This window comes from Microbacterium sp. ARD31, assembly GCF_031844425.1.
The window spans coordinates 1-25,759 of record NZ_JAUZVE010000063.1 but is presented as its reverse complement, the minus strand read 5'-3'; the positions used below and the strand labels follow the sequence as shown (position 1 = coordinate 25,759).

The window sequence follows — 25,759 nt, the reverse complement described above, 5'->3', positions numbered from 1 at the left end:
CTCTAGCGACGCCCGCCGGTGCGGATGAGCGTGGTGACGGCTTCGACGTGGTGCGAGTGAGGGAAGAGGTCGATGCCCTGAACGCCGGCCGCCTCATATCCCTCGTCGCGGAAGGTCGCCATGTCGCGTGCGAGCGCGACGGGATCGCACGCGATGTAGACCACGGCCGCGGGGTTCAGCGCGGCGATCCCCCGTACCACGGCCGCGCGCGCCCCGGCGCGCGGTGGATCCAGCACGACGACCCCGCGCGACAGCCGTTCCCGCTCGGTGTCGGACGCGCGGGCCGCCAGCTGCGCCACCCAGCGGTCCACGCGCCCCGTCTCGGCCCGCGCGCCCAGCCACTGCGCCAGGTTCGTCCCGGCGTGCTCGGTGGCGCGCTCATCGGCCTCGACGCTCGTGACGCGCGCGCCCGATCCGGCGGCGTCGGCCAGCGTCGCCGCGAACAGCCCCACTCCGCCGTAGAGGTCCAGGTGCCAGCCGTCCGGGTCCACGCCCGCGCCGGCGAGCTCCCGCGCCAGGACCGTCGTCAGCGCGTCGGCGGCGAGACGGTGCACCTGCCAGAATCCGCCGGCGTCGACGCGGAAGTCCCGTCCTCCGGCGCGCTCGACGACCACCTCCCGGGCGGGATCCGGCGTCTTCTTCTGCCCCCGCGGCCGGGCGTCCGGCCGCCCCAGGACGCGGACCCGCCCGTCGGCGGGGTGCACCAGGTCGATGCGCCCCTCCGCGGCGGCGCCCAGGCCGGCGGCGACCTGCGCGATCCCGGGAACGGCCAGCGGCAGGTCGTCCACCTCGATGACGCGGTGGCTGCGGGCGGCGAACGGCCCCACGCGTCCGGCGGCATCGACGTGCAGGCTGACCCGCGTGCGCCAACCGGTGGCGTCCTCGCGCTCGGGCTCATCCGCGCCGCCCGCGGCCTCGGTCGCGGTGATGAGGGATGCCGGGACGTCGAGCCGCCCGATGCGCGCGAGGGCGTCCTGGAGCACCCGGAGCTTCAGCGCGCGCTGCTCGTCGAGGGCGATGTGTCCGAAGTCGGCGCCGCCCGGCCGGTCCTCCGGGGCGGTGTCCACGTCCGCCGCACGCCAGATGTGCGGCCGACGGGCCGGCGCGGCGTCGAGCACCTCGAGCACCTCCGCCCGCCAGAAGCGGCGCGTGTCGCCGTCCGCCGCGGCATCGGCATCCAGACGCACGCGCACGCGCTCTCCGGGAAGGGTGTCGGGGACGAACACGACCCGCCCCTCGTGACGTCCGACGAAGACGCCGCCGTGGGCGACGTCGGTGATGTCGAGGTCGATGATCGGCCCTGCGGCATCGGTGGTTTCCGTCACCGGGCGAGTCTAGTCGCGGCGGCCTCTACGGTGGACGCATGCGCGTGTGCCTGGCCTCGACCTCCCCCGCCCGACGGATGCTGCTGCGGCAGTTCGGCATCCACCCGCTCACCGTGGCGCCGGCCGTGGACGAAGAGGCGGTCATCGCCGCCGTCGAGGACGCCGAGGGGCGGGTGCTGCCCCCTGCGGAGCACGTCCTCCTCCTCGCGCGCCGGAAGGCCGCGGACGCCGTGGCGCAGCTGGCCGCTCGGATGCCGGACTTCGACGGCATCGTCATCGGCGGCGACTCCATGTTCGACATCGACGGACGGGTGCTCGGCAAGCCCGGTACGCCCGAGAACGCGCTCGCGCGCTGGCACGAGATGCGGGGGCGGACGGGCGTCCTGCACTCCGGCCACGCGGTCTTCCGGGTGCGGCCAGGCGAGGAAGCGCTGGAGGTGCACGACGTCGCCGAGGCGTCGGTGACGTTCGCCGCCGACGTGACCGACGCCGAGATCTCGGCGTACGTCGCCTCGGGCGAGCCCCTCCACGTCGCCGGTGCCTTCACGGTCGACAGCCTCGGCGGGGCGTTCATCACCCGCGTCGAGGGGGATCCGTCCACGGTGATCGGCATGTCGCTGTCGACGCTGCGCCGCCTCGTCCGCGACCTGGGCGTGGAATGGACCTCCCTCTGGAACTCGGTGGACCCGTCCGTTCGCGACGACCCCGCAGCAGACGGTGACGCGCGCGGCGACGCGCCGGTCGGGACCCCCGGTTTGTCGTAGGAATCCCACGTTTCCGGGCGGTTCTTGTAGCAAGCGCTCAAAAATGGGCCGGAACGCGTCGGTAGGCTGACATCCATGCCTCATATCGCCAAGGTGCTCATCGCGAACCGCGGCGAGATCGCCGTCCGTGTCATCCGAGCCGCGCGCGACGCCGGCAAGTCCTCCGTCGCCGTCTACGCCGACCAGGACCGCGATGCCCTCCACGCCCGCCTCGCCGACGAGGCGTACGCCCTCGAGGGAGCCACGAGCGCCGAGACCTACCTGTCGATCGACAAGATCCTGTCGGTCGCGCGCCGCTCGGGCGCGGACGCTGTGCACCCCGGCTACGGCTTCCTCGCCGAGAACGCCGACTTCGCCCGCGCGGTCATCGCGGCGGGCCTGGTGTGGATCGGTCCGAGCCCCGACGCGATCGAGGCCCTCGGCGACAAGGTGACCGCCCGGCATGTGGCGGAGAAGGTCGGCGCTCCGCTGGCCCCGGGAACCCCCGGACCCGTCGACGGCGCGGAGGAGGTCATCGCCTTCGCCCGCGAGTTCGGGCTGCCGATCGCCATCAAGGCGGCCTACGGCGGCGGCGGACGCGGACTGAAGGTCGCCCGCGAGTTCGACGAGGTCGCCGAGCTGTTCGAATCGGCCACCCGTGAGGCGATCACGGCCTTCGGCCGCGGCGAGTGCTTCGTCGAGAAGTACCTCGACAAGCCGCGCCACGTCGAGACACAGTGCCTGGCGGACGCGGCGGGCAACGTCGTCGTCGTCTCGACGCGCGACTGCTCCCTGCAGCGTCGCCACCAGAAGCTGGTCGAAGAGGCGCCCGCGCCCTTCCTGACCGACGCGCAGAACGAGGTGCTCTACACCGCGTCCAAGGCCATCCTCCGCGAGGTGGGCTACGTGGGCGCCGGCACGTGCGAGTTCCTGATCGGCGCGGACGGGACGATCTCCTTCCTCGAGGTCAACACCCGCCTGCAGGTCGAGCATCCCGTATCCGAAGAGGTAACCGGCATCGACCTCGTCCGCGAGCAGTTCCGCCTCGCGGAGGGCAGCATCCTGGACTACGACGACCCGAAGCCCGAGGGCCACTCGATCGAGTTCCGCATCAACGGCGAGGACCCCGGTCGCGGGTTCCTCCCCCAGCCCGGGCCGATCCATGTCTTCAAGACGTTCGGCGGGCCCGGCATCCGCCTGGATTCCGGCGTCACCGCCGGCGATGCCGTCAGCGGCGCCTTCGACTCGCTCCTCGGCAAGATCATCGTCACCGGCCGCGATCGCGCCGAGGCGCTCGAGCGCTCGCGGCGTGCGCTGGACGAGTTCGAGGTGGCCGGGCTTCCCACCGTGCTGCCCTTCCACCGGAAGGTCGTGCGCGACCCCGCCTTCACGGCGGAGGACGGCGCGTTCGGCGTGTTCACACGCTGGATCGAGACGGAGTTCGACAACGACATCCCGCCGTGGGACGGCGAGCTCGAGGCTCCGACGTCCGCGGCGCCGCGCCACACGGTGGTCGTCGAGGTCGCCGGCAAGCGCCTCGAGGTGAGCCTCCCCGACCGTGTCGTCGCCAGCCCCGCCGTCGTCGGGCGCCCGGCCGCCGTGCCGCCGTCGCGGCGCTCGCACGCTCCCAGCGCCGTGGCCGCGGCATCCGGAGACGCCGTGAAATCCCCCATGCAGGCGACGATCGTCAAGGTCGCCGTCGCCGACGGGCAGGAGGTCGTCAAGGGCGATCTCGTCGTCGTGCTCGAGGCCATGAAGATGGAGCAGCCCATCCAGGCTCACAAGGACGGCGTCGTCGGCGCAATCAACGCCGACCCCGGCACCACCGTCTCGGCAGGCCACCAGCTGCTGACGATCTCCTGACGCGGTCGGGCGCGGATGCCGGGTCGGCCGGCATCCGCGGCGGTCACTCCTCGGGTGCGTCCCGATCGACGATGTGCATCGCCCGCGCGGCGTCGGTGATGCTGCCCGCCAGCGACGGATAGACCGCGAACACGCGCGAGACCTGGTCGACGGTGAGCCGGCGCTCGACCGCGATGGCGATCGGGTAGATGAGCTCGGACGCGCGGGGCGCCACGATCACGCCGCCGACGACGGTTCCGCTGCCGTGCCGGGCGATAATCTTCACGAAGCCGTCGGTGATGCCCATCATCTTCGCCCGCGGGTTGGACGCGAGCGGCAGCTTGTGGACCACGCCGCGCAGCTCGCCGTCCTCGATGTCCTGCTCCTGCCAGCCGACGGCGGCGATCTCGGGCGCGGTGAAGATGTTCGACGTGATCCGGCGTCGCTCGAGCGGGATCACGACGTCGCCGAGAGCGTGGAAGACGGCCGTCCGTCCCTGCATCGCAGCGACCGAGGCCAACGGGAAGAAGGTCGTGCAGTCACCGGCGGCGTAGATGTTCGGCACCGAGGTGCGCGCGACGCGGTTGACCTGGATGTGCCCGGACTCGGTCATCTGCACCCCGGCCTCCTCGAGGCCGATGCCGGCGGTGTTGGGGATGGAGCCGACCGCCATCAGACAGTGGCTGCCCTCGAGGGTCCGGCCGTCGCTGAGCGTCACGACGACACCGTCACCCTGTCGCTCGACCTTCTCGGCGCGGCACTTCGACAGCACGGTCATGCCGCCGCGCTTGAAGACCTTCTCGAGCACCGCCGCGGCATCCTTGTCCTCGCCCGGCAGGACCTGGTCGCGGCTCGAGACGAGCGTGACCTTGGCGCCGAGGTTCATGTAGGCGCCGGCGAACTCGGCACCGGTGACGCCCGAACCCACGACGATGAGGTGCTCCGGGAGCGCGGGCATGTCGTACAGCTGCGTCCACGTGAGGATCCGCTCGCCGTCCGGGCGCGCGGACGGCAGCTCGCGCGGCGACGCTCCCACTGAGACGACGAGGGTGTCGGCCTCGATGCGGTCGAAGTCGGTGCCGCCGGCGCCGGTCGATACCACGACCGCCCCGGGGCCCTCCAGGCGCCCGTGTCCCGAGATGATCCGCACGCCGGCCTCGACCAGCGAGGCGCGCATGTCGTCGGACTGCTGGCGGGCGAGCGAGAGCAGTCGCTTGTTGACGGCCGCGAGGTTGATCGCGATCTCGGGCTTGAGGGGCTTGCCCTCCTTGCCGCGCGCGAACAGCTGCACCCCGAGGTCGCTGGCGCCGGCGATCGCGACGGCGGCATCGGCGGTGGCGATGAGGGTCTTCGACGGGACGACGTCGGTGATGACCGCCGAGCCGCCCACGCCGGCGCGCTCCACGAGCGTCACCTCCGCGCCCAGCTGCGCGGCCGCGAGCGCCGCCTCGTACCCGCCGGGTCCTCCGCCGATGATCGCGACGGTCTGGGTGCGCTCGAAGCTCAAAGACATGAGCACCATTCTCCCCCGCATCCGCCGGGCCCGCACGCGCGGCCGACGGGCGCGTCTCTGGCTCTGCGGCGCGGGTGTTTCTAGAGTGGGGGGATGTCCGACACGCACGACCACCCGCTCGACGACCCCGCCGCCGATCCGTTCGAGATCGCCGCGGCGGCCGCCGCCGACATCGCCCGACTCACCGGCGTCGACCGGCACGACATCGCCCTCACCCTCGGCAGCGGATGGGGCAGGGCCGCCGAGCTGATCGGCGAGACCACGGCCGCCTTCCCCGCCACCGAGGTCACCGGGTTCAGCCGGCCCGCCCTCGAAGGGCACGTCGGAACGCTCCGCAGCGTCGTGACCCCCCGCGGACGCCGCGTCCTGGTCATCGGCGCGCGGACGCACTTCTACGAAGGACACGGCGTCCGCCGCGTCGTGCACAGCGTGCGGACGGCTGCGGCGACGGGCGCGAAGACCATGGTCCTCACCAACGGCGCCGGGGGCATCAAGCACACCTGGCGCCCCGGACAGCCGGTGCTCATCAGCGATCACATCAACCTCACGGGCGCCTCGCCGCTCGAGGGGGCGACCTTCATCGACCTCACCGACCTGTATTCGATGCGCCTGCGCGATGTCGCGCGCTCGGTCGACCCGTCGCTGGACGAGGGCGTGTACTGCCAGTTCCGCGGACCCCAGTACGAGACGCCCGCCGAGGTGCACATGGCCAAGACCATCGGCGGTCACATCGTGGGCATGTCCACCGCCCTCGAGGCGATCGCGGCCCGCCAGGCGGGTATGGAGATCCTCGGCTTCTCGCTCATCACGAACATGGCGGCCGGCATCCAGACCACCCCGCTCAGCCATCAGGAGGTCATCGAGGCGGGCCGCGAGGCCGAGCCGGTGATCTCGTCGCTGCTCGCGCGCGTCATCGGAGCACTGTGAACGGCGCCGGCGGCCCGCTCCCGGAGGGCGAGATCCTCGATCGCGCCCGCGCGTGGCTCGCGCAGGACCCCGACCCCGAGACCCGCGACGAGCTGCGCGCCCTCATCGAGGCGGCCGAGGGCGGGGTGTCCGACGCGGGCGATGTGCTCGCCGATCGCTTCTCGACCCGCCTGGCCTTCGGCACGGCGGGACTGCGCGGCGCGCTCGGCGCCGGCAGCAACCGCATGAACCGGGTGCTGGTCGCCCAGGCCGCCGCCGGGCTCGCCGCCTTCCTACGCGAGAAGTCCGGGTTCGGGGCGAGTACCGGCGACGAGATCGACCCGGATGCCGCACCCACCGTCGTGGTCGGCTACGACGGCCGCCGCAACTCCGACGTGTTCGCCCGCGACTCGGCCGAGCTGTTCGCCGGGGCGGGGCTCCGCGCGATCCTCCTCCCCCGTATGCTGCCGACGCCCGTCCTCGCCTTCGCCGTCCGCCACCTCGGCGCCGACGCGGGTGTCATGGTGACGGCCAGCCACAACCCGCCCGACGACAACGGCTACAAGGTGTACCTGGGGGGCCCCGACGACGGCGCGCAGATCGTGCCGCCCGTCGACGCCGAGATCGCCGCGCACATCCAGCGGATCGCGGATGCCGGCGACATCGCCGCCCTCCCCCGCTCGCTCGGCTACGAAACGGCCTCGGACGCGGTCGTGGACGCCTACGTCGCCGCCACGGCGGCCGTGGCCCCCGCCTCGCCCGCCGCCGCGGGCCTCGCCTGGGTCTACACCGCGATGCACGGCGTCGGCTGGGAGACGTTCCGCGCGGTCATCGCCGCCGCCGGCTACCCCGAGCCCACGCCGGTGACCGAGCAGATCGAGCCGGACGGCACGTTCCCGACGGTGGCCTTCCCCAACCCCGAGGAGCCCGGCGCGATGGACCTGGCCTTCGCCGCCGCGACCGCCGCCGACGCCGACCTGGTGATCGCGAACGACCCCGACGCGGACCGCCTCGCCGTCGCCGTGCCCGACGCCGACAGCCCGGGCGGCTGGCGGCGCCTCACCGGCAACCAGATCGGCCTGCTTCTGGGCTGGCGGGCGGCCCGGCTCGTGGCGGAGTCGCCGGAGCGGCCGTCGGACGCGTCGCTGGCGTGCTCGCTGGTGTCGTCGCCCGGTCTCGCCGCGATCGCCGAGCACTACGGTCTGGGGTTCCACGCCACCCTCACCGGCTTCAAGTGGATCTCGCGCGCACCCGGCATGGTGTACGGGTTCGAGGAGGCGCTCGGCTACCTCGTCAACCCCGAGACCGTGCGCGACAAGGACGGCATCTCGGCCACGGTGGCGATGCTCGGACTCGTGTGCGAGGCACGCGAGCACGGCCGGACGCTGCAGGATCTGCTCGACGAGTTCGACCGGACGTTCGGCGCGTTCGCCAGCGACCAGATCTCGATCCGCGTCGACGATCTCGCCCGGATCGGCCACCTCATGGCGGCGCTGCGGGCGCGGCATCCGGATCGCATCGGCGACACCGCGGTGGACCGGGTCGACGACCTGCTCTCGGGCACGGACGATCTGCCGCCCGGTGACGTGCTGCGTTACTGGCTGACGGACGGCTCCCGCGTGATCGTGCGCCCCAGCGGCACCGAGCCGAAGCTCAAGGTGTACCTGGACGTGCGCGGCGACGACGCAGCCGATGCCGCCGCGCGGGTGGCGGCGCTCGCCGACGGGGTGCGCGCGCTGCTGGATGCGATCGACTGACCGTGCTGCTGATCGAGCCCGTCACCCTCTCCAACGACGTCGTCCGTCTCGAGCCGCTGACCCCGCAGCACGCCGGCGAGCTCGGCGCCGCCACCGCGGGCCTCGAGCACGCCTGGTACACCTCGGTGCCGACGGCGGAGGACGTGCCCGGCGAGATCGCAGCCCGGCACGAGGCGCACCTGGCGGGGACGATGAACCCGTGGGCGATCCGCCGGCTCGATACCGGTGAGGCCGTCGGGATGACGACCTTCTGCAACATCGACCAGCCCAACCGGCATGTCGAGATCGGCTACACGTGGATCGGGGTCGACGCCCAGCGCACGGCCGTGAACTCCGCAGCCAAGCTTCTGCTGCTCGGCCACGCCTTCGAGGACTGCGACGCAATCGCGGTCGAATTCCGCACCCACTGGCACAACCGGCAGTCGCGGGCGGCGATCGAGCGGCTGGGCGCGAAGCTGGACGGGGTGCTGCGGAACCACCGGCTGGGGCCCGACGGAACGCTCCGCGACACCGTGGTGTACTCGATCCTCCCTCACGAGTGGCCCGCCGTGAAGCGCGGCCTGCAGGCCCGCCTCTCCCGCCCCTGAGGGCCCCGCCCCGACTCTCCCGTTCCACGGCTGGGGGCGCGTGCGCACGTGCCCCCAGCGTGCGGGATGATCACGCACGCTTGTGATGCGTGCGCACGCGCCCCGGCGCGGGTGGCGGGAGGCGGGAGGCGGGTGAGGGGTGGCGGGAGGCGCCAGGCTCTCCTCCCCCGGCGGTGCGCCGAGGGAGTTCGTCCACATCCGAGGCCGGTCGCGCGGCTCGGTGGCCGCTGCCCACGAGGATGCCGGGATGAACGTACGCGAACCCCTCGCGCTCATGCGACGTGACGAGCTGCTGTCGGATGGCACCGGGTGGCGCGCGCTCGCGGCATCCGTCTCCTCGGGCGACCTCGTGGCCGTACGCCCCGGCGTCTTCGCGTTCGGTGCGGACTGGCGACGGCAGCGCTCCGAACAGGAAGCGGTCACCCGTGCTCATGCGTACGCCCTGATGGCCCGGCACGAGCCGGTGTTCTCCGGTCCGAGCGCGGCCGCGCTGCACGGACTGCCGCTCTTCCGCGTCCCCGCGGACGACGTCCACGTGCTGGCCGGCGACATGCGAGCCGGCGCCGCCCGCGGCGTCGTGCGGCACGACGGGCCGATCATCGACGACGATGTCGTCGAGGTCGGCGGGCTTCGGTGCACCTCACTCGCGCGCACCCTGGCCGACCTCGCCAGATCGGCGTCCGAGGAAACGACCGTCGCCGCTGCCGATGCCGCACTCCACCGCTACGTCGACCGCAACGAGTACGACGAGGATGCCGCCGCCTCACTCATCGACGCCGCGCGTGGCCATCTCGGCGGGTTCGCTCGGCGGGTCGACGTCGCGCACCGGGCTCTGGAATTCGCCGACGGCCGCGCCCAACTGCCCGGAGAGAGCGTCAGCCGCGTGTACTTCCACCGGCTGGGCTTCCCCATCCCCCGTCTGCAGGTCCCGGTGCCCGGACCCAAGGGGACCCCTTACGCCGTGGACTTCGGGTTCGAAGGGATGAGGCTGTTCGGGGAGTTCGACGGCGAGGCGAAGTACACCGATCCGGAGTTCCTGCAGGGGCGCACCGCGCAGCAGGCGATCATGGACGAGAAAAAACGAGAAGACTGGATTCGCGCCACCACCGGATGGCAGCTCGTCCGCTGGATGATGCCCAACCTGCAGTCGCCCTCCGTCTTCGGCAGCCTTCTCCGCGGAATGGGCGTGCGGCCACCGGCCTGAGGCCCCGGCATCCGATCGTCGCTCGTGTGCTCTCGGATCGCGCAGCGCCTCTCGCCGGTGACGCGTGCGCACGCGTCACACGCGGGCGGGATTCCCACGCACGCCGGGGGCACGTGCGCACGCGCCCCCAACCAGTGCTTCCGCACCCGCAGGGCGGCGTGCGCACGCGGCCCCAACCAGTGCTTCCGCATCCGCAGGGCGGCGTGCGCACGCATCACACGCGAGCGGGATTTCCACGCACGCCGGGGATTCGTGCGCACGCGTCCCCGGGCGGGTGGGCGACTCAGCCGTCGATGACGGCGACGAGCTCGTCGAGGAAGCCACTGAAGTCCGTCGCACGGCGGACGATGCGCTGCACGCTCTCGCGCTCGCTGAACACCTCGACGAACTGCTCGAACACCGTCTGGAAGGCCTCGCGGTCGGCCTGAGAGAAGGCCACGAGTGCGACGACCTGCACGCGGCCGTCGCCCCACGGTAGCGACGGCTCGGCGATGCCGATCGCGATCGAGGTGCGCGTCGCCGTCATCCCCATCGCGTGCGGCACCGCCAGCGCGTCGGTGAAGGCCGTCGACGACAGCCGTTCTCGCTCGATCGCGCGCTCGACGTAGTCCTGATCGATGACCCCCTGCCCGATGAGCAGGTCGCCGAGGCGCCGGATGGTCCCCTCCACGCCGGTGGCGGCATCCAAGCCCCTCACGAACGCGGATGCCGCGAAGTAGCGCTCCAGCTCGGTCCGCAGCCGCGCCAGCCGGCGCGTGCGACGGATGCGGCCGCCCGCCTGGTGCACCCGTTCGATGTCGGCATCGGTGAGGAAGGGCTGGATGCGGACCACCCGATCGCCCGAGATCGCCGGATCGATGGTGGTGAGGACGAGGTCGGTGTCGATGCCCGCCCAATCCGGGTCGACGCGCGTCTCGACGCCGACGACCTCGACCTCGCGTCCGAGGGAGCGGTCCACGCTCGATCGAAGCAGCTCGTGCAGCTCGTAGTAGCCGGGGCACACGATGGTCGCCGTCAGCAGCTGGTCGGCACGGCGGCTGCGCTCGAGGCGACCCCCGACGTGCATGGCGATGTAGGCGATCTCATCGTCCAGCAGCGGGATGTCCAGACGTCGGTGCAGCCCGCTGGCGACGAAGACCGCCACGTCGAAGATCATCGGATACGTCGACTTCAGCGAGCGGGTCAGCGGGTTGCGCGACCACGCCTGCTCCCGTGCGCGCTGGCGGAGGTTCTGGACGTGCAGCGCGAGACGCAGGATGAAGTCCTCGTGGACGATGTCGACGAGGAACTCGGCGGCCGCCTGCTCGACCACCTCGCGCACCACGGTCTCGACCTCCGGATCGAGACTCGCGCGCGTGTGCTCGTGACGCGACGCGTCTCCGGGGGCCACGATCCGGGTCAGCACGAGCGTCGCCAGGTGGCGCAGGTCGGCGCTGCCCAGGCGCACCCCGAGGTGCTGCTCCACGAGGTCGGCCAGGACGGCGACGACTTCGCCCTGGGCGCCCGTCGCGTCGGGTCCGCCCGCTTCGAGCGGCCGGTCGCGGGCGACGCGGTCGGCGGCGATCGCGATGTGCATCACCACGTCGGCGATGCCGATCTCGTTGACGAAGTATCCCAGCGCCCCGAGCCGGGCGACGAGGTCCGCCTTGAACGGACCGAACGCCTGGGCGCCCACAGACTCGTCGCCGAGCGTGCGGCGGAGGGCCGCGAGGTCGAATGATCCGGCATCCATCTCGTCGTGTGCGAGTCGGGACAGCAGCCGGCGCTGGGCGACCTCGGTGCCGTGCAGGCGCGCGGTGGCCGCGGACCGCTCGAGCGTCAGCTCGGTGCCGCCCAGCAGCGCCCGCACCCGCCCGAGGTCCGCGTCCAGCGTCGCGGTGCTCACGAACAGCTCATCCGCGGTGGCGTACACGTCGATGCCGTCCGGGGCGTCCAGCAGTCGGCGGACGAGGGTGTGCAGTCGATCCCGCGGCGTTCCGGTCTCGGCGGTGCCCGCGCGCAGCGCGACGGGGGCCTCGGGCCCGGCGCGGTAGCCGTGCGGTCCGGACTCGACGGCCGTGCCCGCCGGCACGCGCGCGTTGAGGGCGGTGACGTACGAGCGGATGCTGCGCGGTGTCACTCCGACCGCGTCGGCCAGCGAGGCCGCTGTCGCCCAATCGCCTTCGCGCACGAGCAGGCCCAGCAGGCGGTCCTGTCTGGCTCGGGTCACGGTGCTCCTCGGGCGACGTCGCGGGAAGGGGTGGGTCGGCGAGCGCCGAACCGTGCCAGTCAACCACGAGTCGCGGTCGCCCAGCCCGCCGCGCCGCAGCGCCTTTCCGCCCCCGCGGAAACGAGAGTGGTTGTCCCCTCCCAGCGTTCTCACAAGAATGGCCACAAGAGGAGGCGGGTCGATGAGGATCCTTGTGGTGTGCGGCGCCGGTGCGTCCAGCACCTTCGTCGCGCAGCGCGTGCGCCACGCGGCGCAGGCCCACGGGCTCGCCTACTCCGCCTTCGCGGGCACCGAGCAGTCGCTCCCGATCGACCTCGATTCCGCCGACGTGGTCCTGGTCGGGCCGCACATGTCGCACGCGATCGAGACGATCGAGCGGGATGCCGCGGCGCGAGGCACCGCGGTGGTGCTGCTTCCCGGCGACATCTTCCAGGACCTCGACGGCTCTCGGACGCTCGAGCTGGTGCGCGCCGCGCGCCCCGCCACGCCGCCCGCCGACCCCGCGCAGAGCACGACACCGACAGAGAACACGACACAGACAGAGAGGTCGCCCATGCCCGCCATCTCGAGGACGGTCCACATCGGATCATCGCACGGTCTGCACGCCCGGCCCGCGAAGCTGTTCGCCCAGGCGGCGAAGGACGCCGGGATCCCGGTCACGATCGCGAAGGGCTCCGGCGCGCCGGTGAACGCCGCCAGCATCCTCGGTGTGATCGCCCTGGGCGTGGAGCACGGCGATTACGTGACCCTGACGGCCGACGGCGAACGCGCCGACGACGTCCTCGACCAGCTGAGCGAACTGCTCACGACCGACCACGACGCGGAGTAGGACATGGCAGAACTCAGAGGAGTCGGAATCGGACTGGGCGTCGCACAGGGACCCGTCGCACGGATGGCCGAGCCGCTGCCGGCGCCGGCCGACGAGCCGAGCACCCGCAGCGCCGACGAAGAGAAGGCCCGGGTCGCCGAGGCCGTGGCCGCGGTCGCACGCGAACTCGAGGCCCGCGGCGCGCAGGCCGGAGGCGCCGCCCGCGACGTGCTCGAGGCGCAGGCGATGATGGCCGAAGACCCCACTCTGCAGTCCGAGGTCGAGACCCGGCTCGCGCAGGGCAAGACGGGCGAGTTCGCCGTCTTCGACGCGTTCGCCTCGTTCCGCGAGCAGCTCACCGCTCTCGGCGGCTACCTGGGCGAGCGTGCCGCCGACCTCGACGACGTCGCCCAGCGGGTCATCGCCCGCCTCCGCGGCGTCGCCGCCCCGGGGGTGCCCGACCCCGGGCATCCGTTCATCCTCGTCGCGAAGGACCTGGCGCCGGCCGACACGGCTCTGCTCGACCTCGACAAGGTGCTCGCGCTGGTGACCACCGAAGGCGGTCCGACGTCGCACACGGCGATCCTCGCCCGGGAGAAGGCCATCGTCGCGGTCGTCGGCGCGACGACGGCGACCGCCCTCGCCGACGGCGAGACCGTGATCGTGGATGCCGCAGCCGGCGTCGTGACGACGAACCCCTCCGCCGAGGAACTCGATCGGGCCCGCAACCGCGCCGCCGATCGCGCGGCCGCGGCGAGCGCCCCCGTCACGCCCGGCGCCCTCGCGGACGGAACCGCCGTGCCGCTGCTGGCCAACCTCGGAAACGCCAAGGGCGCGCCGGAGGCGGTCGAACTCGGCGCCGAAGGCGTCGGACTCTTCCGCACCGAGTTCCTCTTCCTCAGCTCCAGCAACGCCCCCACTGTCGAGCAGCAGCGCGAGGCGTACATCGCCCTGCTGAAGGAGTTCCCCGGCAAGAAGGTCGTCGTGCGGGTGCTGGATGCCGGTGCCGACAAGCCGCTGCCCTTCCTCAACGACGCGCACGAGGAGAACCCGGCCCTTGGTCTGCGGGGCCTGCGGGCGCTCCGCGCGAGCGAGGACATCCTGCGCGAGCAGCTGACCGCGCTCGCCCAGGCGGATGCCGCGACGCAGGCGGAGCTGTGGGTGATGGCCCCGATGGTCTCGACCGTGGAGGAGACGGAGTACTTCGTGGGCATCGCCCGCGAGTACGGGGTCAAGACCGCCGGTGTCATGGTGGAGGTGCCCTCGTCGGCGCTGCTGGCCGACCGGGTGCTCGCCCACGCCGACTTCGCGTCGATCGGGACGAACGACCTCACGCAGTACACCCTCGCCGCCGATCGGCTGCTCGGCTCGGTGGCGGCGTTCCAGGACCCGTGGCACCCGGCCGTGCTCACCCTGATCCGGCAGGTCGGCGAGGCCGGCCGCGCGTCCGGCAAGCCCGTCGGGATCTGCGGCGAGGCCGCCGCGGATCCGCTGCTGGCGGTCGTGCTCGTGGGGCTCGGGGCGACGAGCCTGTCGATGGCCCCCACCGCCCTCGCCGACGTGCGCGCCACCCTGCTGCAGTACACCCTCGACGATGCCCGCCGCATCGCCGAGGCCACCCTCGCCGCCAGCGATGCGGCATCCGCCCGAATCGCGGCCCAGGAGGCCGCGACCCGTATGAAGGAGACAGTGCAATGACGACGACGTCCGCCACGGGAGGCAGGAAGGCGCAGGTTCACGTCCAGCGCTTCGGGACCTTCCTTTCCGGCATGATCATGCCGAACATCCCCGCGCTGATCGCGTGGGGCATCTTCACCGCGTTCTTCATCGACGTGGGCTGGACGCCCAACGCGGATCTGGCGACCATCGTCGGACCGTTCATCCACTACCTGCTGCCGATCCTGATCGCCTACACCGCGGGCTACATGGTCTACCAGGTGCGCGGCGCCGTCGTGGGCTCGATCGCCGTCATGGGCGCCATCGCCGGCTCCGACCTGCTCATCGCGCAGTTCAACGCCACCCTGCCCGAGGGCGAGGCTGCGCTCGGCCAGATCCACATGTTCATCGGCGCGATGATCATGGGCCCGCTCGCGGCGTACACCATGAAGTGGCTCGACCGGCTGTGGGACGGCAAGGTCAAGGCCGGCTTCGAGATGCTGGTGAACATGTTCTCGGCGGGCATCTGGGGCTTCGTCATGGCGATCGTCGGGTTCTACCCGGTGGCATGGCTGGTCAACGGCCTCATGACGGTGCTCGGCAACGCCGTGAACTGGCTGGTCGAGACCGGGCTGCTGCCGCTGACGAGCATCATCATCGAGCCGGCGAAGGTGTTCTTCCTGAACAACGCCATCAACCACGGCGTCCTCACCCCGCTCGGCATCGCCCAGGCCGACCAGGACGGCAAGTCCATCCTGTTCCTGCTCGAGGCCAACCCCGGCCCCGGCGTCGGACTGCTGCTGGCCTTCACGTTCTTCGGCATCGGCGCCGCGCGCGCCTCGGCGCCGGGTGCTGCGGTCATCCAGTTCTTCGGCGGCATCCACGAGGTGTACTTCCCGTTCGCGCTGATGAAGCCCGTCCTGATCGTCGCGCTCATCGCCGGCGGCATGACCGGTGTCACCACCAACATGCTGTTCGACGCGGGGCTGCGAGCGCCCGCCGCGCCCGGGTCGATCTTCGCGGTCCTGGCCCAGACGGCCAGCGACAGCTACGTCGGCGTGATCCTGTCGGTGATCCTCTCCGCGGCCGTCACCTTCGTCATCGCGGCGATCATCCTGCGGGCCTCCCGCAAGCGCGACCTCGCGGCAGAGGGCGACCAGTTCGCCACGGCCGTGTCGCGGACCGCCGAGAACAAGGGCAAGTCGTCCGCGGCCCTCGACGGACTGCGCACCTCGGGTGCGGCCGCCGCCGGCACCGCGGCGGGCGCCGCCGCGACGGATGCACCGGTAGCCACCCGCCAGATCAAGAGCATCGTGTTCGCGTGCGACGCGGGCATGGGCTCGTCGGCCATGGGCGCGAGCGTGCTGCGCAACAAGATCAAGAAGGCGGGCATCGAGGATGTCACGGTCGTCAACAAGGCGATCGCGAACCTCGACTCCTCGGCCGACCTGGTCATCACGCAGAATCAGCTCACCGACCGGGCTCGTCACCAGACGCCGGGGGCGATGCACGTCTCGGTCGACAACTTCATGAACTCGCCGAAGTACGACGAGGTCGTGGACCTGGTGCGCGACCAGCACAAAGATGGTGCGTAGCCGTTGAGACGACTGCGGGGTCGGGCGGCGCGACGCCCCCGGCCCCGTGGTCCTCTGCGGGACCGCCGCACCGGCATCCGTGAAACAGAAAGGCGAGACCATGGCACGTGACGTCCTCAGCATCGGACAGGTGCGCATCCACTCCGGCAGCGCGACGCGCGAGGAGGCGATGAAGGAGGCAGCCGACATCCTCGAGGCAGCCGGGGCGGTCACCTCGCGCTACTTCGATGCGATGCAGCAGCGGGAGGAGACGGTCTCGACCTACATGGGCAACGAGCTGGCGATCCCCCACGGCACCAATGAGACCAAGGGCGAGATCCTGGACTCGGCGCTGTCGGTCGTGCGCTACGACGGCGGCGTGGACTGGGGCGGCGAGCCGGTCACGTTCGTCGTGGGGATCGCGGGCAAGGGCGACGAGCACCTCGAGATCCTGTCGCAGATCGCGATCCTCTTCTCGGATGAGGACGACGTGGCGCGGCTGAAGGCCGCCGACACCCCCGAAGACCTGTACCGGATCGTCGCGGCGACGGGAGTGTGATGAAGGCCGTCCACTTCGGCGCCGGGAACATCGGACGCGGCTTCGTCGGCCTGCTGCTTCACGAAGGCGGCTACGAACTGGTGTTCTCGGACGTCGCGGCCGGCCTCGTCGACGCCATCAACGCCGCCGACGCGTACACCGTGCACGAGGTCGGCGACGGCGGGCGCGAGACGGTCGTCACCGGATTCCGCGCCATCAACAGCGCCGAGGACCCGCAGGCCGTGGCCGACGAGATCGCCACGGCGAACGTCGTGACCACGGCGGTCGGCCCGACGATCCTGCGGTTCGTCGCCCCGCACATCGTCGCCGGCCTCGCCCTGCGCGAGCCCGGCACTCCCCCGCTGCAGATCATGGCGTGCGAGAACGCCATCAACGCCACCGACCTGCTCCGCGACGAGATCGCCGCGCAGGCGGGCGAAGCGTGGGACGCCCTGTCGGGCAGCGCGGTGTTCGCCAACACCGCCGTCGACCGCATCGTTCCCGGCCAGCCCGAAGGCGGCGGTGTGGACGTCACGGTGGAGCCCTTCTACGAGTGGGCCATCGAACGCGGGCCGTTCGCCGGGAACCCGCCGACCATCCCCGGCGCGCACTTCGTCGACGACCTCGCCCCCTACATCGAGCGGAAGCTCTTCACCGTCAACACCGGTCATGCCACGACCGCCTACTTCGGTGCGGCCGCCGGCGTGGATCGCATCTCGGACGCCCTCGCGGATGAGCGCATCGCGCGGCAGGTGGAGGCGGTGCTCGAAGAGACCTCGGCGCTGCTGATCGCCGCACACGGGCTGGACCCCGACGCGCAGGCGGAGTACCGCCGCACGATCCTCGGCCGCTTCCGCAACCCCGCCCTCCCCGACACGGTGTGGCGGGTGGGCCGTCAGCCGCTGCGCAAGCTCTCCCGACACGAGCGCTTCATCGGCCCCGCCGCGTCAGCCGCCGAGCGCGGACTCGCCGTGGACGCGCTGGTGGCCGCCGTGGGCGCCGCCCTGCGTTTCGACGACGCCGAGGACGCCCAGTCCGTTGACATGCAGCGGATGCTGCGCGAGCAGGACGCCGCGACATTCACCGCCGAGGTGACAGGGCTCGATCCGCAGCATCCGCTCTTCGACCGCGTGGTCGCCGTCGTCGCCGCCAGGCAGGCCGAGCTGGGTCGCTGAGCCCCTACGCTCGATCCGTGAGCGAACGCGCGGCGACCGAACCCTCCGGCTCCTCCCGACGGCCGCGGCGCCGTCGCATCGTCGGGTGGGTAGTGGGCGGACTCGGCGCGGTCGTCCTGGCGGGGGTCCTCGGGATCGTCATCTGGAGTCAGGTGGGCGTCATGGCGGCCGAGCCCGGCCCGGTGGCGGCCGTCCGCGCCGACGAGGCGATCACGGTCGCAGAGTCCGACGCCGGCATCGTGCTGGCCCCGGCCGACGGCGGCTCGGACGTCGGCCTCGTCTACATCCCCGGCGCCAAGGTCGATCCGTGGGCGTACGCCGCGAAGCTGTCGGGAGCCGTGAGCGAGCACGGTGTGACCGTCGTGATCACCCGGCCCTGGCTGAACCTCGCCTTCTTCGACCCGCGACCGCTCTCGACCTTCACCGGCGCCGCGCCCGAGGTCGAGGCGTGGATGGTCGGGGGTCACTCGCTCGGCGGCGTGCGCGCGTGCCAGCTGGCTCCCGACGCGGACGCGCTGGTGCTCTTCGCGTCGTACTGTGCGACCGACCTGTCGGACTCGGGGATGGCGGTGCTCAGCATCGCCGGCAGCGATGACGGCCTCTCGACGCCCGAGAAGATCGCCGACGCGCGACCGCTCCTTCCCACCGACGCCGAGATGGTGGAGATCCCGGGCGCCGCGCACTCGTCGTTCGGGGACTACGGCCCGCAGGCCGGCGACGGCAAGCCCACCATCTCGGACGAGGAGATGACCGCCCGCCTCACCGAGCTGCTCGGGGCATTCGCCACCGACCGCTGAGTCCGGGCAGGCCGGGGCGGGCGGAGGGTCGGGTCAGCGGTCGAAGCCCTGGCCGATGACCTCGATGAGCTCCTCGCGCTCCTCGACGGCGAGGAAGGCGCCGGCCGCGGCATTCAGCTGGAAGACCTCGAGGTCGTCCAGGTCGTACTCGAACGTCTCGGCCAGGAGCGCCAGCTCGCGGGTGAGCGACGTGCGGCTCATCGTGCGGTTGTCGACGTTCACCGTGACCGCGAAGCCCAGCTGGTAGAGCAGGTCGAAGGGGTGGTCCTCCATCGCGTTGCCCCACGCCTCGATGGCACCGGTCTGCAGGTTCGACGACGGCGACAGCTCCAGCGGGATCTCGCGGTCGCGCACCCACCGCGCCAGGTCGCCGAACTGCACGAACACCTCTTCGCCTTCGCGCGAGACGACCTCCAGGTCGGATGCGAGGCGCACGCCGTGTCCGAGGCGCAGCGCCCGCCCGTCGATGAGGGCGGAGCGGATCGAGGCCAGGCCCGCCGCTTCTCCCGCGTGCACGGTCACGGGGAAGAACTCCGACGCCAGATAGTCGAACGCCGCACGGTGCCGCGACGGCGGGAAGCCGTCCTCCGGTCCGGCGATGTCGAACCCGACCGCGCCGCGTCGACGCCAGCGCACGGCCAGCTCGGCGATCTCGAGCGAACGGTCGGTGTGCCGCATCGCGGTGATCAGCTGCCCGACGCGGATGTCGCCCCCGGCGTCGCCGACGGCATCCTCACCCTCCTCGATCCCGTCCTGGACCGCTTCGACGACCTCGTCCAGGCTCAGCCCGCCGCCCAGGTGCTGCTCGGGCGCCCAGCGCACCTCGCCGTACACGACGCCGTCGGCGGCCAGGTCCTCGACGAACTCCCGCGCGACCCGCGTGAGGCCCTCGCGCGTCTGCATGACCGAGGTGGTGAGGTCGAACGTCTTCAGGTACTCCACCAGCGAGCCGGAGTCGCTGCGCTCGGCGAACCAGTCCGCGAGCGCTGCGGCATCCGACTCGGGCACCTCCACCCCGGCGTCGTCAGCCAGCTCGAGGATCGTGGCGGGACGGACGGCCCCGTCGAGGTGGTCGTGCAGCGAGACCTTGGGCAGGCTCCGGATCGAAACGCCCTGCAGGACGGCGTCGCCGTGCTGATCGATGGCCATGGGGCTCTCCTCGGATGCTGGGGATGAAGGGGCGGAAGGACGAAGACTACGCGGTGATGCGCTCGCGGACGAGGGGCGCGGACGGCGGGGCGTCGGGCCCCACCTCCCATGCTCCCTCGAGCGCGTCGAGCGCGCGCTCGAAGCGGGAGTCATCGTCGCCGAGCAGGGTGAACAGCGGCTGTCCGGCGGACACCCGCTCGCCCGGCTTGACATGAAGGTCGATGCCCGCGGCGTGCAGCACGGGGTCCTCGGCGCGCGCCCGGCCGGCACCCAGGCGCCACGCCGCGATGCCGAAGGGGAGCGCCTCGATGCGCGTGACGTGGCCGGCCGCCGTCGCGGCGACGGTGTGGGTCTCGCGCGCCGTCGGCAGTGCGGCATCCGGATCGCCGTCCTGGGCGCGGATCATGGAGCGCCAGACGTCCATCGCACGTCCGTCGGCCAGGGCCTTCTCGACGTCGGCGTCGGGCTGCCCCGCCAGGGTCAGCATCTCGCGGGCGAGGGCGACGGTGAGCTCGACCACGTCGGCCGGACCACCGCCGGCGAGCACCTCGACCGATTCGCGCACCTCGTTGGCATTGCCGATCGCGAGCCCGAGCGGGGTGTTCATGTCGGTCAGCAGCGCGGTGGTGGCCACGCCCGAGTCCGTGCCGAGCTCGACCATGGTGCGGGCCAGCTCGCGGGCGCGGTCGATGTCCTTCATGAAGGCCCCCGAGCCGAACTTCACGTCGAGGACGAGAGAGTCCGTGCCCTCGGCGATCTTCTTCGACATGATGCTCGAGGCGATGAGCGGGATGGCCTCGACCGTGCCGGTGACGTCGCGCAGGGCGTAGAGCTTCTTGTCGGCGGGCGCCAGCCCCGATCCGGCGGCGCAGATCACGGCCCCGACGTCGCGCAGCTGGGCGAACATCTCGTCGTTGGACAGAGCCGCCCGCCACCCGGGGATCGACTCCAGCTTGTCGAGCGTGCCGCCGGTGTGGCCGAGGCCGCGGCCCGACAGCTGCGGCACGGCGACGCCGAAGACGGCGACCAGCGGCGCGAGCGGGAGGGTGATCTTGTCACCCACTCCGCCTGTGGAGTGCTTGTCGACGGTCGTCTTCCCGAGGTCGGCGAAGCTCATCCGCTCCCCCGAGGCGATCATCGCGTCGGTCATGACGCGGATCTCGTCGCGCTGCATGCCGTTGAGGAGCACCGCCATCGCGAAGGCCGCCATCTGCGAGTCGGCGACGTACCCGCGGGTGTAGGCGTCCACCATCCACCGCAGGGCGTCCTCGCCGACGACGCCCCCGTCGCGCTTGGCGCGGATGACGTCGACCGCGTCGAAGGGCTCGGTCATCGGGCCGCCTCCTCGAGATCGCGGGGTCCGAAGGCGTCGGGCAGCACCTCATCGATGGTCCGGATGCCCGACACCGTCTCGAGCAGCATCCCGGGCAGGGCGAATTCGTACAGCAGCTGACGGCACCGGCCGCACGGCATGATCGTCTCGCCGTTGCCGTTGACGCACACGAAAGCGACGAGCTGTCCGCCACCGGACATGTGCAGGTCCGAGACGAGACCGCACTCGGCGCACAGGCCCACGCCGTACGAGGCGTTCTCGACGTTGCAGCCGGTCACCACCCGCCCGTCCGACACGAGGGCGGCCGCGCCCACCTTGTAGTGCGAGTACGGGGCGTACGCGCGATGCATGGCCTCGGTGGCCGCCGCACGCAGCTCATCCCAGTCGATGTCGGTCACGGACGGCTCTCTTTCGGGTGGATGTCAGGAGGGTCGGATGCTGCGGAGCACACGGCTGCGCCCACAGGTCAGCCCTTGATGTAGGGCTTGCCCGCGGCAGCCGGCCCGCGCACCTGGCCGGCGAAGCCGACGACGGCGAGGATCGTCACGATGTACGGCAGCATCGCCATGAACTCGGACGGGATCGGCGAGCCGAGGTTGGTCAGCAGCGTCTCGAGGTTCGTGGTGAAGCCGAACAGGAGCGCGGCGAGGGTGGCCCGCACCGGATCCCAGCCGCCGAAGATGACGGCCGCCAGGGCGATGAAGCCGAGTCCGCCCGTCATCTCCTTGTCGAAGGAGCCGACTGATCCGAGCGTGAAGTACGCCCCGCCGATGCCGGCGATGGCCCCTGCCAGCAGCACGTTCCAGAACCGCGTGGGGTTGACACGGATGCCGACCGTGTCGGCCGCCTGGGGGTGCTCCCCCACCGCGCGCAGCCGCAGACCCCAGCGGGTCTTGTAGAGCCCCCACGCCACCAGCGGCACGGCGATGTACATGAGGTACACGATGAGCGTCTGGTTGAACACGACGGGACCGATGATCGGGATCTCGGACAGCCCGGGGATCGCCCACCTCGGGAAGCGGGGCGGGGAGTTCAGGGTCTCCGCGTTCGGGTTCAGCAGCGCGCCGTGCAGGAAGCTCGTCAGGCCGGTGATCAGGACGTTCAGCACGACGCCGACGATGACCTGGTCGACGAGGTACTTGATCGAGAACACCGCCAGGACCGAGCCGACCAGGGCTCCCGCGAGCATGGCCGCAATGAGCCCGAGGACGAACGATCCGGTCATCGACGCGACGATCGCGGACGTGAACGCGGCGAACAGGAACTGGGCCTCGATGGCGACGTTGACCACGCCCACCCGCTCGCCGATGACGCCGCCCAGGGCGCCGAAGACGAGCGGAACCGACAGCGACACCGCGCCGAAGAGCAGGCCGGTGACCGGGACGAGTCCGCCGGCGGCCGACCACGTGAGGAAGGCGAAGACCGCCACGAACGCGAACACGATGGACAGCCACAGTCCCACGCGGCGGTAGGTCGCCACCGCCCAGAACGCGTACGCGGTCATGAGGGCGAGGAGGATCGCGCACGCCGTCACGGTGGCCGCGGTCGGCACGCCGATGTCGCCCAGGTCGATGGCCGACGTGCGGTCGCCGAGCCGGTAGGTGCTGGTGCCGTCGCGCCCGAAGGCGAAGGCCATGATCCAGATCAGGATCGTGCCGACGGCCAGGGTGATCGGCAGCTTCCAGTGCCGCTGACGCACCTTCTCGCGGGTGATCGCGCCTCCGGCGCCCGGCGCCGGGGTCAGGGGTGCTGCCACGTCGGTGCTCACGATGCCGCTCCTGCCTTCGCCGCGCGCTTGGCTCTCTTCTTGGCCGAGAGCTCGTGCTCCTCCTTGGGCAGGAAGAAGATCGTCCGCACCAGCGGCGGCGCCGCGATGAACAGCACGATGAGCGCCTGCACGACGACCACGATGTCGACGGGGATGTCTTCGGCGACCTGCATCGTGAAGCTTCCGGCTTTGAGCGCTCCGAACAGGATGCCGGCGGCGAAGACGCCCCACGCACGGCTGCGGCCGAGGAGCGCGACCGTGATCGCGTCGAAGCCGATGCCGGCGTCGATGTGGCTGCCGAAGCCGCTGGTGATGGTGCCCGAGATCTGGTTGACGCCGGCCAGACCCGCCAGAGCGCCCGCGAACGCCATCGCGTAGAAGATGATGCGTTCGACGTTGACGCCCGCCGCACGCGCGGCGAAGGGGTTCTCGCCCACCGCGCGCATGCGGAAGCCGAGGCTCGACCGCTCGATGAGCCACCACACGAAGGCGGTGGCGCCGATGGCGACGATGAAACCCCAGTTCACGGTGAGCGGGGCGGGGAACAGCGACGGGAACTGCGCCGTCTCGGGCGTCGCCGGCGAGATCGGCTGAGTGCCGCCGGGCCGCTGCAGGAGGCCCGGCGTGGCGAGCAGCCACGCGACGAAGTAGAAGGCGACGAAGTTCAGCATGATCGTGAGGATCACCTCGTGCGCGCCGGTGCGGGCCTTGAGGAAGCCGACGAGCCCGCCCCAGATCGCACCGCCGATCATTCCCGCCGCGATCGTCAGCGGCAGGTGGATCAGCAGCGGCGCCTGCACGTTGAACGACACGAAGGCCGCGGCGGCGATGCCCATGAGCATCTGGCCGCGCGCGCCGATGTTGAACAGTCCGACGCGGAACGCCAGGCCCACGCCGAGACCGGCCGCGATGAGCGGGGTGGCGAAGTTCAGGGTGTCGGTGATCGGCTTGATGCCGCGCACGAACGAATCCGCGTTGTAGTTGTAGATGGCGCCGCGGAACAGTGCCGAGTAGGCGCCTGCGACGGCATCCCAGATGGCGATCAGGGTGTCCTGCGGGCGGGCGAAGAAATACCCCGCGGCCTGCTGGACCCGCGCGTCGGTGAGGGCCACGAGGATGCCGCCGATGAGCATGGCCAGCACGATCGCGAGGATCGTCGTGGTGACGCTGCCGCGGAGCACCTCCCGGATGAGCTGGTTCTGGCGGGGCGGCGGCGGCACGGTGGCCGTGGGGAGCACCGGCGACGGCTCGCCCTTGGCCGACGGGGCCAGCAGCGGGTCGATGCCGGGGCCGAGGTCGGGGCTCTCGGGACTCTGGCCGCTCACGCGGGAACCTCCTCGGCCGTCGTGCCGGACGGCTTCTCGCCGGCCATCATGAGGCCGAGCATCTCTCTGGGTGCGTCGCCCGGCACGATCCCCACGATCTTGCCGCGGTACATCACGGCGATGCGGTCGGCGAGGGCCGAGACCTCGTCGAGCTCGGTCGAGACGACGATCACGGGCACGCCGGCGTCGCGGGTGGCGACGATGCGCTTGTGGACGAACTCGATCGAGCCGACGTCGATGCCGCGGGTGGGCTGCGAGGCGACGAACAGCTTGAGGTCGCGGCTGAGCTCGCGCGCCAGGACGACCTTCTGCTGGTTGCCGCCCGAGAGGCGCCCGGCGGCCAGGTCCGGCCCCTGCGTGCGGATGTCGAACTCGGTGATCTTCTCTTCGGCGAACTCCCTCAGGATGCCGCGTCGCAGCGTGCCGAACGAGAAGAAGTCCGGGTCGTCGGAACGGTTCAGGATGAGGTTGTCCGCCACGCTGAACTCGCCGACGAGACCCTCGACCTTGCGGTCCTCGGGGACGAATCCGACGCCGTGGTCGATGATCTGGCGGACCGTCTTGCCGACGAGCTGCTCTCCGTCCAGGACGATGGAGCCGGTGGTCTTGCGCTGCAGCCCGATGATGGCCTCGGTGAGCTCGGTCTGGCCGTTGCCCTGCACTCCGGCGATCGCGAGGATCTCGCCGGGCTGCACGGTGAAGCTGACGCCGTCCACGACGATCTGGTCGGATTCGTCGACGACGCGCAGGTTCTCGACGACGAGTCCGCCCTCGCGCGGCCGCGGCGGGTCCTTGTGGACGGTGAGCTCGACGGCGCGACCCACCATGAGCGAGGCGAGCTCGGCGTTGGTCGCGGTCGGCGCGGCTTCGCCGACGACCTTGCCCAGCCGGATGACGGTGATGCGGTCGGCGACTTCGCGGACCTCGCGGAGCTTGTGGGTGATGAAGACGATGGCGGTGCCCTCGTCGCGCAGCTGCCGCATGATGCCCATGAGCTCGTCGGTCTCCTGCGGCGTCAGCACCGCGGTGGGCTCGTCGAACACGAGGATCTTGGCGTCGCGGGAGAGCGCCTTGATGATCTCGACGCGCTGCTGGACGCCGACCGGCAGATCGCCGACGAGCGCGTCGGGGTCGATCTGGAACCCGAAGCGCGCCGCGACCTCGCGGACGTGGGCTCGGGCCTTCTCCAGGTCGAGCGCGCCGAGGGCCTTGGTCTCCTCGTGCCCGAGCATCACGTTCTCGGCGACGGTGAAGACGGGGATGAGCATGAAGTGCTGGTGGACCATGCCGATGCCGGCCGCCATGGCGTCGCCGGGTCCGTTGAAGGACTGGACCTCGTCGTCGATGACGATGTCGCCTTCGTCGGCGGTGTACAGGCCGTACAGGACGTTCATGAGCGTGGACTTGCCTGCGCCGTTCTCGCCCAGAAGGGAGTGGATCTCGCCCGGCTTCACGACGAGGTCGATGTGGTCGTTCGCCACCAGGGAGCCGAAGCGCTTGGTGATACCCCGCAGCTCGAGCGTCATAGTCGCCAATCTAATCGAGTCGAA

21 protein-coding genes and 1 pseudogene are annotated in these 25,759 nt (G+C 71.5%); 13 read left to right on the top strand and 9 right to left on the bottom strand.

The features are described from left to right. Positions 1-2: 2 nt before the first annotated feature. The gene (locus Q9S36_RS46370; protein WP_311291534.1) at positions 3-1,325 is read right to left on the bottom strand and encodes a TRAM domain-containing protein; all 1,323 of its coding nucleotides are present in this window, start codon (positions 1,323-1,325) and stop codon (positions 3-5) included. A 38-nt stretch (positions 1,326-1,363) separates the two neighbouring features. Between Q9S36_RS46370 and Q9S36_RS46365 the strand changes: the two genes are divergently transcribed. Next, positions 1,364-2,089: a nucleoside triphosphate pyrophosphatase gene (locus Q9S36_RS46365; protein WP_311291533.1), complete on the top strand. Its 726-nt coding sequence runs from the start codon at positions 1,364-1,366 to the stop codon at positions 2,087-2,089. A gap of 75 nt (positions 2,090-2,164) precedes the next feature. After that, the gene (locus Q9S36_RS46360) at positions 2,165-3,931 is read left to right on the top strand and encodes a biotin carboxylase N-terminal domain-containing protein (protein WP_311291532.1); all 1,767 of its coding nucleotides are present in this window, start codon (positions 2,165-2,167) and stop codon (positions 3,929-3,931) included. Between the two features lie 43 nt (positions 3,932-3,974). Here Q9S36_RS46360 and Q9S36_RS46355 read toward each other — a convergent pair whose 3' ends face one another. After that, a complete protein-coding gene (locus Q9S36_RS46355) occupies positions 3,975-5,423 on the bottom strand; it encodes an NAD(P)H-quinone dehydrogenase (RefSeq protein WP_251453278.1) in 1,449 nt (482 codons plus the stop codon). A 93-nt stretch (positions 5,424-5,516) separates the two neighbouring features. Between Q9S36_RS46355 and Q9S36_RS46350 the strand changes: the two genes are divergently transcribed. The 4 genes from Q9S36_RS46350 (at position 5,517) to Q9S36_RS46335 (ending at position 9,877) form a co-directional block, all read left to right on the top strand. Beyond that, complete coding sequence (locus tag Q9S36_RS46350) at positions 5,517-6,350, top strand: purine-nucleoside phosphorylase (RefSeq protein ID WP_311291531.1); 834 nt, start codon at positions 5,517-5,519, stop codon at positions 6,348-6,350. Beyond that, the gene (locus tag Q9S36_RS46345; protein ID WP_311291530.1) at positions 6,347-8,086 is read left to right on the top strand and encodes a phospho-sugar mutase; all 1,740 of its coding nucleotides are present in this window, start codon (positions 6,347-6,349) and stop codon (positions 8,084-8,086) included. Before Q9S36_RS46350 ends, Q9S36_RS46345 begins: the two co-directional genes overlap by 4 nt. A gap of 2 nt (positions 8,087-8,088) precedes the next feature. Continuing rightward, entirely contained in the window at positions 8,089-8,673 is a 585-nt protein-coding gene (locus Q9S36_RS46340; protein ID WP_311291529.1) for a GNAT family protein, read from the top strand. A gap of 247 nt (positions 8,674-8,920) precedes the next feature. Then, positions 8,921-9,877: a hypothetical protein gene (locus tag Q9S36_RS46335; protein ID WP_311291528.1), complete on the top strand. Its 957-nt coding sequence runs from the start codon at positions 8,921-8,923 to the stop codon at positions 9,875-9,877. A gap of 283 nt (positions 9,878-10,160) precedes the next feature. Here the strand turns inward: Q9S36_RS46335 and Q9S36_RS46330 are convergent, their stop codons facing one another. Continuing rightward, a complete protein-coding gene (locus Q9S36_RS46330; protein ID WP_311291527.1) occupies positions 10,161-12,086 on the bottom strand; it encodes a PTS sugar transporter subunit IIA in 1,926 nt (641 codons plus the stop codon). On the opposite strand from Q9S36_RS46330, the pseudogene Q9S36_RS46325 reads away from it, so the two are divergent. The 7 genes and pseudogenes from Q9S36_RS46325 to Q9S36_RS46295 all read left to right on the top strand — a co-directional run. After that, positions 11,980-12,462: pseudogene (locus Q9S36_RS46325) on the top strand (PTS sugar transporter subunit IIB); the annotation flags it as partial. The gene Q9S36_RS46330 and the pseudogene Q9S36_RS46325 overlap by 107 nt on opposite strands. Before the next feature lie 177 nt (positions 12,463-12,639). Beyond that, entirely contained in the window at positions 12,640-12,915 is a 276-nt protein-coding gene (locus tag Q9S36_RS46320; RefSeq protein WP_251453598.1) for an HPr family phosphocarrier protein, read from the top strand. Positions 12,916-12,918: 3 nt separating this feature from the next. Continuing rightward, the gene (ptsP, locus tag Q9S36_RS46315; protein ID WP_251453283.1) at positions 12,919-14,592 is read left to right on the top strand and encodes a phosphoenolpyruvate--protein phosphotransferase; all 1,674 of its coding nucleotides are present in this window, start codon (positions 12,919-12,921) and stop codon (positions 14,590-14,592) included. Continuing rightward, positions 14,589-16,145: a PTS mannitol transporter subunit IICB gene (locus Q9S36_RS46310; RefSeq protein WP_311291526.1), complete on the top strand. Its 1,557-nt coding sequence runs from the start codon at positions 14,589-14,591 to the stop codon at positions 16,143-16,145. Before ptsP ends, Q9S36_RS46310 begins: the two co-directional genes overlap by 4 nt. Positions 16,146-16,245: 100 nt before the next feature. Continuing rightward, positions 16,246-16,683 carry a PTS sugar transporter subunit IIA gene (locus Q9S36_RS46305; RefSeq protein ID WP_251453285.1) on the top strand — a complete coding sequence of 146 codons (438 nt, stop codon included), beginning with the start codon at positions 16,246-16,248 and terminating at the stop codon, positions 16,681-16,683. Then, positions 16,683-17,837 carry a mannitol-1-phosphate 5-dehydrogenase gene (locus Q9S36_RS46300; RefSeq protein ID WP_311291525.1) on the top strand — a complete coding sequence of 385 codons (1,155 nt, stop codon included), beginning with the start codon at positions 16,683-16,685 and terminating at the stop codon, positions 17,835-17,837. The genes Q9S36_RS46305 and Q9S36_RS46300 overlap by 1 nt, the downstream gene beginning before the upstream one ends. 17 nt (positions 17,838-17,854) lie before the next feature. Beyond that, a complete protein-coding gene (locus tag Q9S36_RS46295; protein WP_311291524.1) occupies positions 17,855-18,634 on the top strand; it encodes an alpha/beta hydrolase in 780 nt (259 codons plus the stop codon). 33 nt (positions 18,635-18,667) lie between these two features. On the opposite strand, the gene Q9S36_RS46290 is transcribed toward Q9S36_RS46295, so the two are convergent. From Q9S36_RS46290 to Q9S36_RS46265, 6 genes are all read right to left on the bottom strand, one after another. Continuing rightward, positions 18,668-19,783, bottom strand: coding sequence for an adenosine deaminase (locus tag Q9S36_RS46290; protein ID WP_311291523.1), 1,116 nt, complete (start codon positions 19,781-19,783; stop codon positions 18,668-18,670). 46 nt (positions 19,784-19,829) lie between these two features. After that, positions 19,830-21,116 (bottom strand): thymidine phosphorylase, encoded by a 1,287-nt coding sequence (locus Q9S36_RS46285; RefSeq protein ID WP_311291522.1) that lies wholly within the window; start codon positions 21,114-21,116, stop codon positions 19,830-19,832. Next, positions 21,113-21,514, bottom strand: a complete 402-nt coding sequence (locus Q9S36_RS46280) for a cytidine deaminase (RefSeq protein WP_251453289.1) — start codon at positions 21,512-21,514, stop codon at positions 21,113-21,115. Before Q9S36_RS46280 ends, Q9S36_RS46285 begins: the two co-directional genes overlap by 4 nt. A gap of 68 nt (positions 21,515-21,582) precedes the next feature. Continuing rightward, entirely contained in the window at positions 21,583-22,887 is a 1,305-nt protein-coding gene (locus Q9S36_RS46275; RefSeq protein WP_396653977.1) for an ABC transporter permease, read from the bottom strand. After that, positions 22,881-24,209 carry an ABC transporter permease gene (locus tag Q9S36_RS46270; protein WP_396653976.1) on the bottom strand — a complete coding sequence of 443 codons (1,329 nt, stop codon included), beginning with the start codon at positions 24,207-24,209 and terminating at the stop codon, positions 22,881-22,883. Before Q9S36_RS46270 ends, Q9S36_RS46275 begins: the two co-directional genes overlap by 7 nt. Beyond that, the gene (locus Q9S36_RS46265; protein WP_311291521.1) at positions 24,206-25,735 is read right to left on the bottom strand and encodes an ABC transporter ATP-binding protein; all 1,530 of its coding nucleotides are present in this window, start codon (positions 25,733-25,735) and stop codon (positions 24,206-24,208) included. The genes Q9S36_RS46270 and Q9S36_RS46265 overlap by 4 nt, the downstream gene beginning before the upstream one ends. Between the last annotated feature and the right edge of the window lie 24 nt (positions 25,736-25,759).